Genomic DNA, 15616 nt, shown 5'->3' with positions numbered 1-15616 from the left:
TGACACCACACCCCCTGTGGGGCTTGTCCGGTTTCGTTTGTAAAAGATGTCCCCCGTTTCTACACCGCGATAAGGACATCAGCCGCAACAGTTAATTGGCTGATGTCCAGCTGTTGCTGAATTACTGCGTGGAGCGAACGTCTTGAATCTCTCGGAAAAAACCATCCTGAAAGTGGAGCATTTCAAGCCGCCGGGCTTCAGTCTTGTATATAGGCGTGTTTGAACTCTTTATGTTGTATATTTCTTTGGAATACTCCCTAGCTAACTGGGTGCTTGGACGTTGAAATATCGGTATGTTGAGATCAGGTTCCCCTGCCACGAATTGGAATAGCTTCTGGGTTGAATAATCTAGCATTGGTGCATCTGGCTCACTTCCGGCGATGCCTTTAAAAAAATTTAGTCGTTCGTTAGTACTCACAGGCCGCCCAGTCAGCCGCTCGATTGCTTCTGCATGTTTTTTTGCTTCTTCAAAATCGTTGTGAAATTTAGTGTTTTTAGGGGCGTAATCCGCTAAGTAGGTCATTTCATGAATTTTGGCTCGCGCAGTAACTGCTTGTTCTGGAGTTGTCCCAGGTCTTAGTTTGGCTACGAATTGGCTTGAGCCATAATCCCAAATAACAATGTTATTGTTTTTTGCTACTAATCGCGCGGCTGCCCGCCGCCCCCAGCGGATAAGTTGCTCATTTATAAAAAGGGAAACATGCCCATTGGGGTCTGAAGCGTTAACGGGATCCCCTAAACAATAGGCATATGAATTTAAACCACCCTTTTCAAACGGGCTCCAGCTATCCGGACTGTTAAACCGCATCAAAACCGGATTGAACGCTCGATACCCATTGCCCAACAAATAATGCCCGGTCACCGGGTCCGGTCGTTCACCGTTGAACCCCAGTAAACTGCTCAGGCCGCTTTCAGCGGAGCGATGGCCGTAAGGGGAATAGGCGATGGATTGTGGTTGTCGGCCGCTCTTGAGCGTGTTCAGCACCGAGCGTTGCAGATCCGTGACGAGCAGGGTGGAGTCGAGCACTTCGTTCTGGCGCTGAAGTTGCGCCAGCAGTAGATTGTCGTGCTGGACGATTGAGTGTCCGATCGTCCCTTGTATTTCCGTAGCGAGGCGGCTTTTACAGTAAAAACGCTGGCGTGGCGGAGTATCCGCCTGGGTCTGGCTGGTGAGGCGATCCAATGGATCGTAACGATAGTGGCAAATCGGGATGTACTGAGGGGAGATCATGATGGCTCCGACTTTCCGGGGTATGGACGCCTGAGTATCGGATCAATGGCTTTCGGCGGGTACTAGCAGAACTGATAGTTGGGAGGGATCGGGGGGCGCTGTTTGTGCTGACGACTTCGCTGGCAACTCGGTTCGCCGCACCGCTCGCTACCGGAGGTGGCTCGTGCCGTTCAAACTGGACAAGTTGCTGTGGGCCGACCTGCTGATCCTCAACTTCCCGATCTTCTGGTTCTCCACCCCGGCCATGCTCAAGGGCTGGATCGACCGGGTGCTGGTGTCCGGCATCTGCTATGGCGGCAAGCGCTTCTATGATCAGGGCGGGTTGGCCGGCAAAAAAGCGCTGGTGACAGTGACCCTGGGTGGTCGTGAGCACATGTTTGGCGAGGGCGCGATTTATGGCCCGCTGGAGGACATGTTGCGGCCGATTTTGCGTGGCACGCTGGCTTATGTTGGTTTTGATGTGCTGGAGCCGTTTGTGGCGTGGCATGTGCCGTACATCAGAGCAGTTTCTGGTTGATTACGGGCAGCGGCTGCAGTATCTGAGTGATGATCAGCCGCTGGTGTTTCCGAAGTTGGCGGAGTTTGATGAGCGGTTATATCCGCTCCACCAAACGGCTGCTAAGGATGCTTAATCCTTGAGGGAGCAAAAACTAGACATCAGCACCTACATTGACTGATCCCTTGTCATAAATGAGTTCCCCGCTCAAGCGTGGGGAGTTCATCTATGACGTCCCATCGACTCATTTTGTTCTGATTTCTCCGGACGTCCAACTTGGCGCTGATGTTTCAAAGCCAGGGTAGCTCTCTCTGCCATATGGCTGCCTAACTAATGGCTCAAAACTAAGTGTGTTGCTGTTAAAGTCATCAGCTGTAAGGTATCCATACGAGGCGGTATGATAGTTATCGGCTGGCAGGGAAGTTCGGGTGTTGTTGTAAGTTACGTAGAAACGAGGAGCATCTCTGTCTTCAAGCATGGGCCAAACTCTGCCGCCTCGGGTGCCAGCCCCGCTACTGTATACAAGGCTCAGATTATTTTGACTCGGGGTTAGCGTTGTGGTCTCGATCCAGTCTCCTGAGGCACTCATATGTAACTGAACGATTTTTGTGGCCGATTTTGGATGGGTGCCAATTACACGCTCAGATCCGTTTTTATAGCGCACCGCATTTTTTAGTTCATTTGAAATAGTGCGTGGCATATCTGATGATAGCTTAGGGGCTAATTTTGATGCTGGGGCACGCCTTGATAAACTTTCAATGAGATTGCCAGCACTGGCAAAGACTTTAGCAAAAAGGTGCCCGCTCGAATCTTGAAAATTAATTGGATCTCCCTTGCAGTACGCATATGCATTCAACCCGCCCTTCCCAAGTGGACTCAAGCTATCCGGACTATTAAATCTCATCAAAACCGGATTAAACGCCCGATACCCATTACCCAACAAATAGTGCCCGGTCACCGGATCCGGCCGTTCGCCGTTGAACCCCAGCAAACTGGTCAAACCGCTTTCGGCGGTCCGATGGCCGTAAGGGGAATAGGCGATGGGTTGTGGTTGTCGGTCGCTCTTGAGCGTGTTCAGCACCGAGCGTTGCAGGTCTGTGGCTAGCAGAGTGGAGTCGAGCACTCCGTTCTGGCGCTGATGTTGCGCCAGCAACAGGTCATCGTGCTGGACGATTGAGTGTCCGACCGCACCCTGTACCTCGGTGGCCAGGCGGCTTTTACAGTAGAAGCGATGACGTTCCGGGGTATCGGACAGGGTGTGGCTGGTGAGGCGATCCAGGGGATCATAGCGATAACGGCAATTCAGGACTTGTCGAGGGGAAGACATGGTGACTCCAACTCTCAGGGAGGTGAACGCCTGAGTTTGGGCTGAGTTGCTTTCGGCGGGTACTAGCAGAACTGATAGGAAGGGGGCCGATATTGCGTAGGTTGCACTGACGCCATCGCGAGCAGGCTCGTTCCTACAATGATTGGTGTTGTTGCAGATGCCCGAGTACCCACACAAATCCCTGTGGGAGCGGGCTTGCCCGCGATTGGGGCATTAGCTTCAACATCTATGTTGAGTGAGCCACCGCCATCGCGGGCAAGCCCGCTCCCACAGTTTTTGTATTTGCAGTTCAAATTGACGTGTGTTCAAGGGTTGTTTAACGGCTGTCAGCGTTACTTCCCGCAAGCTACAACGGCTTGCGTCATTGCCTACAGCTACGCCAGAATCCGCCGGCTTGTGCGTCTTGGGGGTGGGTTTTATCGTTGGCCGGTCGCTGGAAAACAACAGCGATCGGGTTTGGTAGCCCGGAGTCTGGCGCGCGACACATCAAGCAGATGCATGTTTTGGTCTTTGCTTTTTATGGTGGTCATGCGCAGGGCCTCTTCGGAGGCGCCGGCTCCAGTACTCCGGTCTACCAACCTGTGCATGGCCACCACCATTCGTTTGGTAGCGAAAGTGATGGCTCCAACTTATAAGTACTGGAGTTTCACTATGTTCAAAGTCACACCCAACCCGCCGGACACCGATCCGACATCCCCGTACGAAAGCCTCGACTCCCAAAAACTCCACGAAGCCGCCGAGCGCGCCCTCGATCATTACCTCAAACCCGGCCCCGGCATCATGGCCACGCCGCGTAAACCCAGCTCCATGTTCATCGTCAATCCCGAACTCAATGTCGAGACCTTACTGGTGCATGCCTGTGAATCGCTGGCGTCGGCCAATGTCATGGCCACTGATCTGGTGGATCATCTGCAAGGCAGCAGCCGCAATGCGCTGCTGGGCATTGCGCAAGTGATCATGCTCGGCGAACTGGCGGTGAACCGGGCGCTGGATCAGCTCGATCCGCCTGAGTAACCACAAGTCTCCAGATCACCGATAGACCTGTAGGAGCGAGCCTGCTCGCGATGGCGCCAGTACTCCCGGCATAGATGCTGGCTGGTCGACCGCCTTCGCGAGCAGGCTCGCTCCCACACAACACCCACCGCTTGTTCGGAAGTCCTTCTCGGCGGGACCGTTGAACTACACTTTTCAGTTGTTCCACCCGATCAGCAGGGCGACGCATGACGTCGCTTGCCATCCGCCAGTCGCCCCAAGGCTTGCCCGTTGTGGCAAGCCTGTCGGAGGTCATCATGAAAAGGTTTTCACCGGTCTGCCTGTGCATCGCATTGTCGGTTTTGAGTAGCCCGGGATGGGCACAATCAGTAGTGCCGATGAAAGGGCAAAGTTCGCAACAAACCCAGGCCGACATCAACGAATGCAACAGCATTGCCAACAGTCAGGCTTCATCGACGTCCTCGCAGCCATCCGGCGGGCGGGTCAAAGGGGCGGCGGTGGGGGCTGCAGCCGGCGCCGTGGCGTCTGGTGTGCGCAGTAATCAGCACGATGCGTATGATGATCGTGTCGACAGTGACGTGAAACAGAACGTCCGCCAGGACCGCGCCAAGGAAACCGCCGCGGCCGGTATGGTTGTCGGTGGCTCGCGCCAGCGTCAGGAACGTCGGGCGGACGAGAAAACCACCCAGGCGAATACCGCGTCGGCTTACAGCAGTTGTCTGCAGGGCAAGGGTTATCAGGTCAATCCTTAAATCAGGTACCCAACACACTGTGGGAGCGAGCTTGCTCGCGATGGCGTCGGCACATTCGACATCCCGGTGCCTGACCCACCGCTATCGCGAGCAAGCTCGCTCCCGCAGGGATCTTCAGTGTTTTCGGGATCGAGCCAGGAACGCACTTTCTGCTGCTTGAGCCACTTTCATGGGCGGGTGTCGGGGCATTGTTTCAAGGGAAAAGACCCATGGGGAAACTGCCTGTAGCTCAAATCTGACAACCGTTCATCGGTGAACTACGCTGCGGTACGTACCCTCGATTTGAATTTTGTGAAGTAAGGATCCGACACATGCGGAGCAGGCTGCTCGCTGTAATGTTTACTGTTTTCGGGATGTTTTGGTCGGTGCAGCTGTGGGCCGAAGACGCGCCGAAAGTGGTTGATGCTCCCGTTGAATTGAAAGTGGCCAACCGCAGCATCATGGTGTTTCGCGCGACCATCCTCGGTGAGGCCCCGGCCTCCCGGGTCAAACGGGCGAAAGCGGTGATCGGTGAAGAGCTGGACGACGCCGACGACCTCAATGTCACCATCGACCCGATCATGAAAAGCTACATGGTGCTGCTGGGTAGCCGGCGCGCTTTTATCGTTTCGCCCAAGGATTTCGACGAGACCGAGTACGACACGGTACAGCAGGCCGCCGAAGCCGCGGCCGACCGGCTGCGCCAGGTTGTGGCCGAAACCCGGGAGGCCCGTAGCCTGCAGTTGATCCTACGCTCCGTAGTCGCCGCGTTGATCGCCACAGGCGTTTACATCGCGCTGCTGTTCGGCATGTCGTACCTGCGGCGCAGAGCGCTGAAGAAACTGCCTGAACTGATGCATCGGCACACCCAGGCCCTGAAAGTCGGACGGGTTCCGCTGGTCGACGCCAATTACCTGTATCCGTTGGCCAGCCGCTTGCTGGAGCTGGTGCGCTGGATCGTCGTGTTGCTGCTGACGTACGAATGGCTGGGCTTTGTCCTGTCGCGCTTTCCCTATACCCGTCCCTGGGGAGAGAGCCTCAACAACTATCTGCTGGAACTCGGCGAATATCTGCTGCAAGGGATCGTCGGTGCCATACCCGGGCTGGGCGTGGCGCTGGCGATCTTCTTCATCGCCCGCGGCGCAACGGCGTTCATGCGGCGGATACTGCGGCGCATGGCTGCACCGGGAACTCTCAGCTGGCTGAACCATGAAACCCTGCAACCGACCCAACGCCTCACATCCCTGGCGATCTGGCTGTTTGCCCTGGCCATGGCCTATCCGTACCTGCCAGGTGCCGGCACCGATGCCTTCAAAGGCTTGTCGGTGTTGATCGGCCTGATGATTTCCCTGGGCGCCACCAGCGTGGTAGGCCAGGCGGCGGCGGGGTTGATCCTGACCTACACCCGAACCCTGCGCCCCGGCGAATTTGTGCGCATCGGCGACTACGAAGGCACGGTGACTGAACTGGGCATGTTCACCACCAGCATTCGCACCGGCCTGGGCGAGGTGCTGACCCTGCCCAACTCGATGATCACCGGTTCCGTCACCAAGAACTACTCGCGGGTGGTACAAGGCCCCGGTTACGTGGTCGACACCATCGTGACCATCGGCTACGACACGCCGTGGCGGCAGGTGGAGGCGATGCTGCTGGAGGCCGCGAAACGCACGCCGGGGATTCTCGAAGTGCCGCCGGCCCAGGTATTCCAGACGGCATTGTCGGACTTCTACCCGGAATACCGGTTGGTGGCCCAGGCCATTCCCAGCCAGCCTCGGCCGCGCGCCGTGCTGCTGAGCATGCTGCACGCCAACATCCAGGATGTGTTCAACGAGTACGGCGTGCAGATCATGTCGCCGCACTACCTGGGCGATCCGCTACAAGAGAAATGGGTGCCCAGGGACAAGTGGTACCCGGCCCCGGCACAAGAACCGAAGGAACCGTGATTTTTCGCCTGAAAGGGAGTTCGCACCATGCTTGAGTTCATTCTCCACGCCCTGCGGACTGACCCGGAAATCGCGGTGTTCCTGGCCATTGCCCTGGGCGTGTTCATCGGGCGCATCCACATCGGCAGTTTTCACCTCGGTTCCGTGGCCGGTGCGCTGCTGATGGGGCTGCTGATCGGCCAGATCGGGCTGGAAGTGCCGACCGGATTGAAGTCGGTGTTTTTCGTGATGTTCATCTACGCGGTCGGCTTCAAGAGCGGGCCGGAGTTTTTCGGCAGCCTCAATCGCGGGACGCTGAAACTGGTGGTGTTGAGCGTGGTGCTGTGCGGGACGGCGCTGGCGGCGATCCTGCTGATGAATGCGGTGTTCGACTTCGACGCCGGTTTCACCGCCGGGCTCGGGGCCGGCGCACTGACCGATACGGCGATCATGGGCACCGCCACCAGCGCCATCAATCAACTGTCGATCGACACCGCGGCCAGGGCCCAACTCAACAGCCACATGGCGATTGCCTACGCGATCACGTACCTGTTCGGCACCATCGGCCTGATCGTCTTCGTCGGCAGCATTGCTCCGAAGCTGCTGGGTGTGGACCTCAAGGCGTCGGCACGGGAGCTGGAACTGGAGCTGGGTATCGCCAAGGAAGAAGACGCGATCACCGTGCCTTACACCCGCATTGTCGTGCGTGCCCATCAGGTGGCCGCCAACGGTTCGGCGAATGGGCAGCGCATTGCCGATGTGGAGAAACAGTACGAGTCGCTGACTGTCGAGCGCGTGGTGCGTGCAGGCAAAGTCTTCGAGCGTGACGAGGCTTTCACGCTGATGGCCGGGGATATCGTCGGGGTCTACGCCTTGCGCGAAGCCGTGGGCACGCTCACCCAGTGGATCGGGCCGGAAATCGACCATGCCGAATCCTTGTCTTTCCCCACCCGCGAGGTGGACATCGTCGTGACTTCGCCTGAGTTCGCCGGCAAGACAATCCATCAGGCAAAAAGCCGGTTGGAAAGCGCCAGGCGTCTGGGCTGCTTCATCAATACCATCACCCGCCAGGGCTACGAGTTGCCCTTGCTGCCCAACACCGTGCTGCGTCGAGGCGACGTGATCACCCTGACCGGCCGCACCGCCAGTGTCGAGGCGGTGGCCAAGCGGTTAGGGCGGATTCGCGAGAACAACTACAAGAGTGACATCGCCGTGCACGCCCTTGGCATGGTGCTGGGCTCGTTGCTGGGGCTGTTGTCGACCCATGTCGGGATGATCCCCGTGGAGCTGGGCATCGGTGGCGGAGTGTTGGTCGCCGCGCTGGTGATCGGCTGGTACAACTCGCGCCACCCGGAAATCGGCGCGTTGCCGCCCGCCGCGCAATGGGCGTTTTCCGAATTCGGCTTGACCGCGTTCGGCGCGGTGGTCGGCCTGCTGGCGGGCCCGGCAGCATTTGCCGCGATGAAGGAACAAGGCCTGGCATTGCTGCTGTCCGGCGCCGTGGTCACCATCGTGCCACCGCTGGTGGCGCTGTACTTCGGCCGCTATGTGTTGCGCCTGCCCCCGATGATCCTGTTCGGCGCCCTGGCCGGTGCGCAGACCGAAGCGGCGTCGATGAACAAGATCATCGAACAGTCTGGCAGCAACACCCCGGTGATTGGTTTTACCGTGTGTTATGCGATTTCCAATGTGTTGCTGGCGGTGTGTGGGCCGATCATTGTGTTTGTGGTGGCGGGGTAGCGATTTTGCAACCGTAGTGACTGCTGTGGCGAGGGAGGGTGTATTGCGGGAGCAAAGGCACACTTGAGCACCGGTTATCGGGCCCGGTGCCAGGGCGGGGGACGTTGCGCAGGGTGCGTTGAGCGACCCGCAAGGCCGCTCAGTTGTAGCGGTGTCAGAAAAGCATGTAGGCGGATGCGGTCGTCTGGTTCAGGTCGATCTCTCCGACCTCCAGAACTTCGTATTCAGCGCGCAGGCCGATGTTGCGAAAGACATCGACCTCCAGGCCGACACCGTAGGTCAGATCAACCCCGGTATCGTCGTCGGTGGCATTGCCGTCGGCGTCCCAGGCATGAGCACCGACACTGCCGAACACCCGCATCCGATCACCCAGCGGAAAGCCGACATGGGCGGCAGCCTGAGCCGATTTGCCTTCGAAATCGACATTTTTGTCCTTGAATTGACCGAGATCGACGTAGGCGCCCTCGAAGGCCAGGTAGCTATTGACGCGATACCCGGCATAAACCTTGTAGCTGGTGTCGTCGTCGTCCAGTCTGGATTCGTCGGTCTGTATGCTGCTTACGCCCGCTCCAAGGTATAAACCTTTGTCATCAGCGAGCGCCTGAAAAGACAGCAGCGATAGCAGTGAAGCGAAGCCAAGGTTTCGAAGTAGCATGTGTGGTGGAGTCCTTGTACAGGGTTGTCTGGTGTTAGGGTTCGGCGAGCATTTGAGGGGCCATCAGGGGTTAATAGAAGTCATTGATTGATATTTTGGGGTCGTAGGGCGGGATGTTTGCCGGGCATTGAAAGTAGCGTCTTGCCAACGCCTGGATTGGCAGCGCTTTGGAGAACAACCAGCCTTGCGCCAGTAGAACCCCCTCCGAAACCAGATGCGGCAGTTGCTCCTGAGTCTCTACACCTTCGGCTACGACCTTGAGTCTCAGCGACTTGGCCAGATGGGCAATGTGGCGCCACAGGGCATCCTTGGCCGCGATCTTGTCGTCTGCGATGAACGAGCGATCTATTTTCAGAATGTCGAAAGGCACCGAATCCAGAAGCGAGAGGTTGGAATAGCCGATACCGAAGTCGTCCACGGCAATGCGATGTCCACACGCACGAAGCCGTCGCAATTGCATGGCGGCAGGCTTCTGATCGAGCAAGGTCCTTTCGGTGATTTCAAACGTCATGGCGGACGCAGGCATGTTGTAGGTTGCGAGCACGCTGGCCACATAGTCGGGGAAGCTCGGGTCCTGAATATCCTGGGCGCAAAGATTGACCGTAATGTAAAAGTCCTTGCAGGCCCAAAGGTAGGTGCTGTAATCCTCGGCCACTTGTCGAATCACCGAACGCGTAAGTTTGCGGATCAGGTCAGACTTCTCCGCCACCGCAATGAAAACATCCGCAGGCACTTGGGTGCCGTTGTCGTTCCAGTGGGAAAGTGATTCGGCGCCCACCAGATAGCCGGTCTTCAAGTTGACGATTGGCTGGTAGTGAACACCCAGCGTGTTGGCTTTCAGGGCATTGCGAAGCCGTACGGCGGTCGAGGTGTAATGCCGTTGAGCACACCTTGCGAGCAAGAGCAGCGCTACGAACACGCACGCAAGACCAATGAATAATTTGAATTTGAGGACCGTCAGGTAGCTCAGCGGAAGAGAAATGACAGCGATCAGTTCATTTCGGTTGCCCGCAAAGGCGATGAGGACCTTGTCTGCCGAGGTAACCAGTTCTTCCAGGTGGAATGGCTTCTGCACCGTCAGCGGCCTGGGGCCCGTAGAGGCAATGGGCACTGCACCGCCGGGGCCTATGAGGTCCAGTTGCAGGTCCTCGGGAAACTTCAAATTGTCGAGCAGGATTTTCTTGTTTGCCCAGACGTAGGTTGACTGTTCCGACACAATGATAAAGTCGGTGTCCGCAGAATCCGTGTGAGCAGAGTCCACCCAGTAGGTTCGCTTTCCAACGGAGAACTTGCGTTTCTCGCTACCGGCCAGTATCGACGGGAGTTCTTGTCCGTAGGAGGAACAGATCTTGCCATTGGGCAACTGGATTGCCGCTTGATCAACAAATCGCAGGTTTTTGACCAGGTCAGCCAGTTGCGAGTATTGCTCGGCGGAGCATTCCTGACTCGAGCGATCAAGATCGTCGAGGGTTTCCAGTACTTTGTCGATCTGCGCATTGGGCTCCACTTGAGCCGCACGTAGATCGGCATAAACGTTATTCAACTTCCGTGAAATGAATTGTTCCGCGAGCCCTCCAGCACAGAACCATGCGGCCCAGCCTGCTGCAGCAATCAGACAGACAGTGACTGCGTGCCTTCCAAGTAACGCTTTATATGCGGCAACCATCGAAAAACCCCGAGGTATCATTATTTCACTGTGCATCCTGTAGTCGCGGATTAAACGACTTCAGTACCAGTCAATGACCCAGGCCAATAAGATGCCACTTGCATAGAGGGTAATGCACAGTGCGATTTTCTGCTTGAGTGGCAGCGTGTTTATTCGATGTTGCATGCTTATCTCCTTGAGTAGGCAAATAAGCAATTTTGGATATCTGCGGTTAATCGAGGAAAGTCATAAATCATCATTTACGGAGCATTTGGTAAATGCCTGTTAACGATAATTTCTAACCCCAGCGACCTGATTGTAAACGGGTGAGGTCGGGTTCCTGGGCCTGGCGGTGTTGCGCCTGGCCGTTTCCGACGGCGTCTCTCCGTAAGCGATCTGATACGCCTTGGAAAACCGGCCAAGATGGTGAAAGTTCCAGAACATCGCGGTTTCTGTCACGGTGGGCCAGGTTTTATTGATCAGGTCGCGACGGGCACTGGCGAGTCTCAAGTTTCTGATGTATGCGATTGGCGACATCCCGAACGTTTCAATGAAGCCAAAATGCAGAGTGCGTGTGGTGGTTTCAAGTTGCCTTACGAGCGACTTTATAGTGAGCGTTTTTTTTGTGTTTTCATGAATGTACTGTATGGCTTCTATCGCCACCTTTCTTCTTGTCGGGACTTTGCGCCTGACACCGCCTGCGGGTGTCAACGATTGCAATAGTGAAGCAAGCACCGCACTTCCAATCGCAGAGCATTGTGCTTCATCGCGTTCTGCTGAAGCCGTGTCGTTGATATCGACACAGCAAGCACTGATGGCTTGAATGGCCGATTGAATGAATTGAAAGTTTTCAGCCTGATAGCTGTGGTTTGTCCGGTTTGCAAGGATATCTATGACAGAGTGATCTTGGCGGCATCGGTCATAGTGCCCCAGTGTCGTGGTGATGGTGAAAAGTGTTTCATTCGGTTCGCAGGTGTAATGCACTGATTCATCGCTGTGCAATACGATGACTTCGTCAGGCCGTAGTTTGTGATCGTTTACGACGGGGCGACCAATCGGGGCCTGGGAGATGGCGAATGTCACGAATCCGGCAGGAACAGAACTGACCAGGGTCACGGATGAGTCGAACTCAAGGCGACTGCACTGCAGTTCGGGGCTGTGAAAGAGTTTGTGTTGCCGAATGCGCGCCTCATGCTCAATCGGGATAAGGCTCATTTCCCAATTGCCTATTGTTCTATTCAGTTGGCTCGGCAAGGCAGAAGACAAATGAAAGATCTCGTCGGGCGGTGCGATACTCATGAATTTTAAGGCTCATCTGTTAAATGATTAGGGTCAAGCCTGACGGGCAGTCATGGAGAAGATACGCGATTGGGCGTTCTTTCTGTCGGTAAGTTCGACCCCGTTTCCATCGGCTTTGATCGGGTTGTCAGAGTCCCCGGATCAGTTCCAGCTCCGCCGAAAATGCGTACTTGCAGTCCAACGGTGAGTCGTCCATGTGTTGAACGTTGCGCGGATCGATTTTCGAACTGAAGATCTGCGATTGGGGTTTCATCGGGTCAATGGCTGCAACGGTAAAGGAGTAAAAGTCGTCAATACGATAACCGGTTTTTACCTGATAGCCAGTTTTCACGGTACTTGGGGCCTTCTTGTTGGTTTCGACACTCGTCAATTTGGCACTGTAGACGCCCTTGTCGTCGGCCATGGCCTTGAGGGAAAGCAATAAACCAAACGATACGGTGACGAAATTTTTCAGTAGCATCGAGGCGATTCCTTATTAACAGTTGATTCAGGCAGAGCAGAATGTCAGCTGCATCTCTGCCACGACTTGGGCTGCAAATAATCTCACTTCGATGGTGCCTGCCAAAGTCAATAACTCATATTTGCCAGGTCGCCGGAAGAGGTCAGTCACTGCTTGCCCCTGCGAATACAACGCTGCTCAGAGTAGTATGAGCCTGTTGGCGTAGCTCATGCCGGCATCACTTTGTGGCGGGGCAGGGAGAGCAGAATCACTGTTCTGTTCGTCCGTTTGATACTCATTATCACTGTGGATTTTCAGATGCGACAGTTTCTGGCTGTCATCCGGGCTTGTTTCAATTTCATAATATTCAATGGTCGTGCTTTCGACGGAACGCTCGTCGTGTGCCAACGAATAAAGTGGCATGGCAGACAGAAAAAAGACCGCCAGGAATCCGAAAGTCGTCGATTTGCGGGTACGCAGGAAATGCATGGTTTTCACTTGATTCTCCTGTATAGGGCATTGTCCCGGGCGAGAGTCAAGCAGGCTCGATTCCAAGGATTATCGGCGAGGGATTTTTGGCAGGAGGGACGTTTGATTCAAATCAATAAGTATTATTTTTGTTTGAAGAATCTTTGATGAGAACCTGTGCCAGGCGGGTGTCGAGTCGGTTCGGGAGGCTGATTAATGGTTCATGCAGCGCAAGCGGCCAAGTTCATGGATGTAAAAACACACGGCGCTTTTATCCTGGGTCGGGATCAATTCGTAGTTTAGAATGGCGCCTTCCTGCAAGACGTATTGACGCCTGAAGAACAGGTCAGGGGTCTTTTCAATGGCAAAAAGTTCATTGTCCTGGCTGAGTTTGATATTGCTGACTTTGATCTCGACGTGTGTATTGCTTTCTCCGATTATATTGGCCGAGATGGTCGCATTGCGGATTTTTCCATTCAGGCTTTCCAGCGTGGTTCCAGTGAGCCGGCCATGCCCGATAGTGAGGTACTCTTCGGTGTTGAGTTGGTTGAGATCCTCCAGCCATTGTCGGGATTTTGTCTGGTAGCTGATATTTTCCATGTAGTGCGAAGGAGAGTAGACAAGAAAAAAAATGCAGATCGCATTGATCAAGCCTATAAGAGGCCAGTGAACGGCTTGCGGAAATTCAAACTTCATAAGGTGACTTCCAAACATTGACGAATCATCAAGGCGAGGTCTCTTTCACTGCTGTTCAATTGCAGATTTGCAGTGCTTTGATCCTGGCGGATGCACGAAACGGAATAATTGGCTTTATACAGGTTGATCCAGACCTGGCCCTTCAGGTTTGGCGGTAGCTGTTCAGTTTGTTTGACCGACAGATCCATCAGCGTTTGAGCCTCGGCAAGATCGCTGCCCACGGCGTGTATGACCAGTCCATTCTTGTCGATACTGGAAATTTCAATTTTTGGCGCGTCGAAGTCGAATTGAAAAATAGTAAAGGCAACGACTGCCAACGTAACGACATAAGCGATCAGTTGGGCCTTTGTAATGCGGGTGGATTTACTGATTTTACCTGAAGGTGCCAGTATTTCATCACCACCCGGTGGCGGTAGTTGCTCAGTGATGGGCGCGGGTGGCTGCGCTGTTTCCGCTCCGGGTGCTGGTACATCTGCTTGTGCATCGACGACACACTGCCGGTTGAAGCAATATCCTCGTCGAGGAACAGTCATCAAGATCTCGTGATCCCGACTGTCATTGAGAATATTGCGTAGTGAGAAAACCGTTTGGTTCAAACTGCCGGAGGCAACCACGCGGTCATTCCAGGTGTAGTCGATGATTTCATCGCGGCTTTTGGTGACACCTGGCTCCATGAGCAGCAGGTCCAACAGACGCGACTCAGCTCTACCTAGCGTGGAATTCTGTACATCTCCATGGGGTGTTGTAATGGAAAGCATGGCGTTGTCGGGGTCGAATACCGCCACGGCGCCATTTTTCAACTTGAAGGTGTAGCTCATAGAAATCTTCCGTTCAGGCGGTGCTGGCCTGAGTATAGGGGCCGGATTTGGCTCGGTACATTCTGGTCTGGGAAGTGAACGAAGATGAGGGCCAGGCGGAAGGAGCACTGTGTGTTGCATTTACAATGCTGGAATGTCTCGTTTCAGAGGCGTGCGGTTCGGCAAACAGCCCTGCCTGTCAGAGGTATCAGTTCAATCATACAAAGGAAAAGCATTGCTGGTTGACCCATGGTTTTCGATTTGGACACCGCGAATAATGCTTGGAATGGATTAACTGCGCTATCCGAAAACTGCAAGCTGGGGCAGGTGGGTTTGCGCGCAGCCACGCCTGAATGAACTAACTTGGCTGTTTCGACAGGCTTCAATTGCAGCCTGAACTATCAGGATACAAATAAATGATTGTGTTTTTGTGTGCGTGGCTTGTTAAGGATTATTTTTGATTCTTATTAGCTTTGAACCAGGGACGTTACCGATTTAAATGGATCTCGAGGAGCGTTGACGCACATCGCGGTCTTGGTTTGTTTGTCGCGGCGTAAACGATCCTCACCTCTCGTTCTACGGCTTTGCCCCGGGTCCTTTCATAAAGGGCCCGGGGTTTTTTTTTAAGAAGGCGCAGGCGGCCAGAAACCAGGAAGAGAGCATGACTACAGGGAGACAAACGCTTCACGCCATTGTCGTCGCCGATCAAGGCAAGACATCGTAGCCACGTTGTTGCAGGCAGCTGCTGTAGACGGAGTTGTTGGCGGTAACGCTTTGTTCGCTCTCACTCAGATTCTGCCGGCGCTCCTGGCGTTGCCTGGAGCCCCCCACGACGGCGCCGGCAACTGCGGCACTGTGTGCCCGGTTCTGGCGATAGTCTTGCTTGGTATCGTCGTCGATCTGGTCATAGAGGTTTTCATGTTGACGACCGCGAACTTCTGCCGCCGTCGCACCGGCTACCGCTGCGGTTGCGGCGCCCTTGACCCGGCCACCGGAGGGCACGGTGCTTTGCACCGGATGTTGCGCGTTGGCCTGGGACTGGCAGGCACTGGTGTCCTGCTGGATGGTCTGGGAGGTCTGACCTTTGAGGGGAATCACTGTCGCCGCCAGGGCGCTGGTGCTCAGCAACAGCATCAGGATCGCCAGGGTATGGGCCGGTATTTTCATCATGAGTCTC

Annotated in this window: 14 protein-coding genes and 1 pseudogene; 5 read left to right on the top strand and 10 right to left on the bottom strand. The window is 55.2% G+C overall.

The window, feature by feature from the left end; translation table 11 throughout:
* Window positions 1-121: 121 nt before the first annotated feature.
* Window positions 122-1231 carry an RHS repeat-associated core domain-containing protein gene (locus tag VC35_RS28335; RefSeq protein ID WP_052960532.1) on the bottom strand — a complete coding sequence of 370 codons (1110 nt, stop codon included), beginning with the start codon at window positions 1229-1231 and terminating at the stop codon, window positions 122-124.
* Window positions 1232-1403: 172 nt separating this feature from the next.
* On the opposite strand from VC35_RS28335, the pseudogene VC35_RS00305 reads away from it, so the two are divergent.
* Window positions 1404-1863, top strand: a pseudogene (locus VC35_RS00305) (NAD(P)H-dependent oxidoreductase); the annotation flags it as partial.
* A gap of 108 nt (window positions 1864-1971) precedes the next feature.
* Here VC35_RS00305 and VC35_RS28455 read toward each other — a convergent pair.
* Window positions 1972-3054, bottom strand: a complete 1083-nt coding sequence (locus tag VC35_RS28455) for an RHS repeat-associated core domain-containing protein (RefSeq protein ID WP_080925221.1) — start codon at window positions 3052-3054, stop codon at window positions 1972-1974.
* A 651-nt stretch (window positions 3055-3705) separates the two neighbouring features.
* Between VC35_RS28455 and VC35_RS00295 the strand changes: the two genes are divergently transcribed.
* The 4 genes from VC35_RS00295 (at window position 3706) to aspT (ending at window position 8440) form a co-directional block, all read left to right on the top strand.
* Window positions 3706-4068, top strand: coding sequence for a DUF6124 family protein (locus tag VC35_RS00295; protein ID WP_046037053.1), 363 nt, complete (start codon window positions 3706-3708; stop codon window positions 4066-4068).
* Between the two features lie 275 nt (window positions 4069-4343).
* Window positions 4344-4799, top strand: a complete 456-nt coding sequence (locus VC35_RS00290) for a YMGG-like glycine zipper-containing protein (RefSeq protein ID WP_046037420.1) — start codon at window positions 4344-4346, stop codon at window positions 4797-4799.
* A 311-nt stretch (window positions 4800-5110) separates the two neighbouring features.
* The gene (locus VC35_RS00285; protein WP_046037051.1) at window positions 5111-6721 is read left to right on the top strand and encodes a mechanosensitive ion channel family protein; all 1611 of its coding nucleotides are present in this window, start codon (window positions 5111-5113) and stop codon (window positions 6719-6721) included.
* A gap of 27 nt (window positions 6722-6748) precedes the next feature.
* Window positions 6749-8440 carry an aspartate-alanine antiporter gene (aspT, locus tag VC35_RS00280; RefSeq protein WP_046037050.1) on the top strand — a complete coding sequence of 564 codons (1692 nt, stop codon included), beginning with the start codon at window positions 6749-6751 and terminating at the stop codon, window positions 8438-8440.
* 154 nt (window positions 8441-8594) lie between these two features.
* Here aspT and VC35_RS00275 read toward each other — a convergent pair whose 3' ends face one another.
* The 8 genes from VC35_RS00275 to VC35_RS00240 form a co-directional block, all read right to left on the bottom strand.
* A complete protein-coding gene (locus VC35_RS00275) occupies window positions 8595-9095 on the bottom strand; it encodes an outer membrane beta-barrel protein (RefSeq protein WP_046037049.1) in 501 nt (166 codons plus the stop codon).
* Window positions 9096-9165: 70 nt separating this feature from the next.
* Window positions 9166-10761 carry an EAL domain-containing protein gene (locus VC35_RS00270; RefSeq protein ID WP_046037048.1) on the bottom strand — a complete coding sequence of 532 codons (1596 nt, stop codon included), beginning with the start codon at window positions 10759-10761 and terminating at the stop codon, window positions 9166-9168.
* A gap of 264 nt (window positions 10762-11025) precedes the next feature.
* Window positions 11026-12039 (bottom strand): helix-turn-helix domain-containing protein, encoded by a 1014-nt coding sequence (locus tag VC35_RS00265; RefSeq protein WP_046037047.1) that lies wholly within the window; start codon window positions 12037-12039, stop codon window positions 11026-11028.
* Window positions 12040-12166: 127 nt separating this feature from the next.
* Complete coding sequence (locus tag VC35_RS00260) at window positions 12167-12499, bottom strand: hypothetical protein (protein ID WP_046037046.1); 333 nt, start codon at window positions 12497-12499, stop codon at window positions 12167-12169.
* A gap of 177 nt (window positions 12500-12676) precedes the next feature.
* On the bottom strand, window positions 12677-12967 hold the full coding sequence (locus VC35_RS00255) for a hypothetical protein (protein WP_046037418.1): 291 nt from the start codon (window positions 12965-12967) through the stop codon (window positions 12677-12679).
* A gap of 192 nt (window positions 12968-13159) precedes the next feature.
* A complete protein-coding gene (locus tag VC35_RS00250; protein WP_046037045.1) occupies window positions 13160-13642 on the bottom strand; it encodes a hypothetical protein in 483 nt (160 codons plus the stop codon).
* On the bottom strand, window positions 13639-14460 hold the full coding sequence (locus VC35_RS00245) for a transcriptional regulator (RefSeq protein WP_046037044.1): 822 nt from the start codon (window positions 14458-14460) through the stop codon (window positions 13639-13641). The genes VC35_RS00250 and VC35_RS00245 overlap by 4 nt, the downstream gene beginning before the upstream one ends.
* 684 nt (window positions 14461-15144) lie before the next feature.
* Entirely contained in the window at window positions 15145-15606 is a 462-nt protein-coding gene (locus tag VC35_RS00240) for a YMGG-like glycine zipper-containing protein (RefSeq protein WP_080925220.1), read from the bottom strand.
* Window positions 15607-15616: the final 10 nt, after the last annotated feature.

This window comes from Pseudomonas fluorescens (assembly GCF_000967965.1).
GTDB classification, from domain to species: domain Bacteria; phylum Pseudomonadota; class Gammaproteobacteria; order Pseudomonadales; family Pseudomonadaceae; genus Aquipseudomonas; species Aquipseudomonas grandcourensis.
This window is presented reverse-complemented; position numbering and strand designations above follow the sequence as displayed.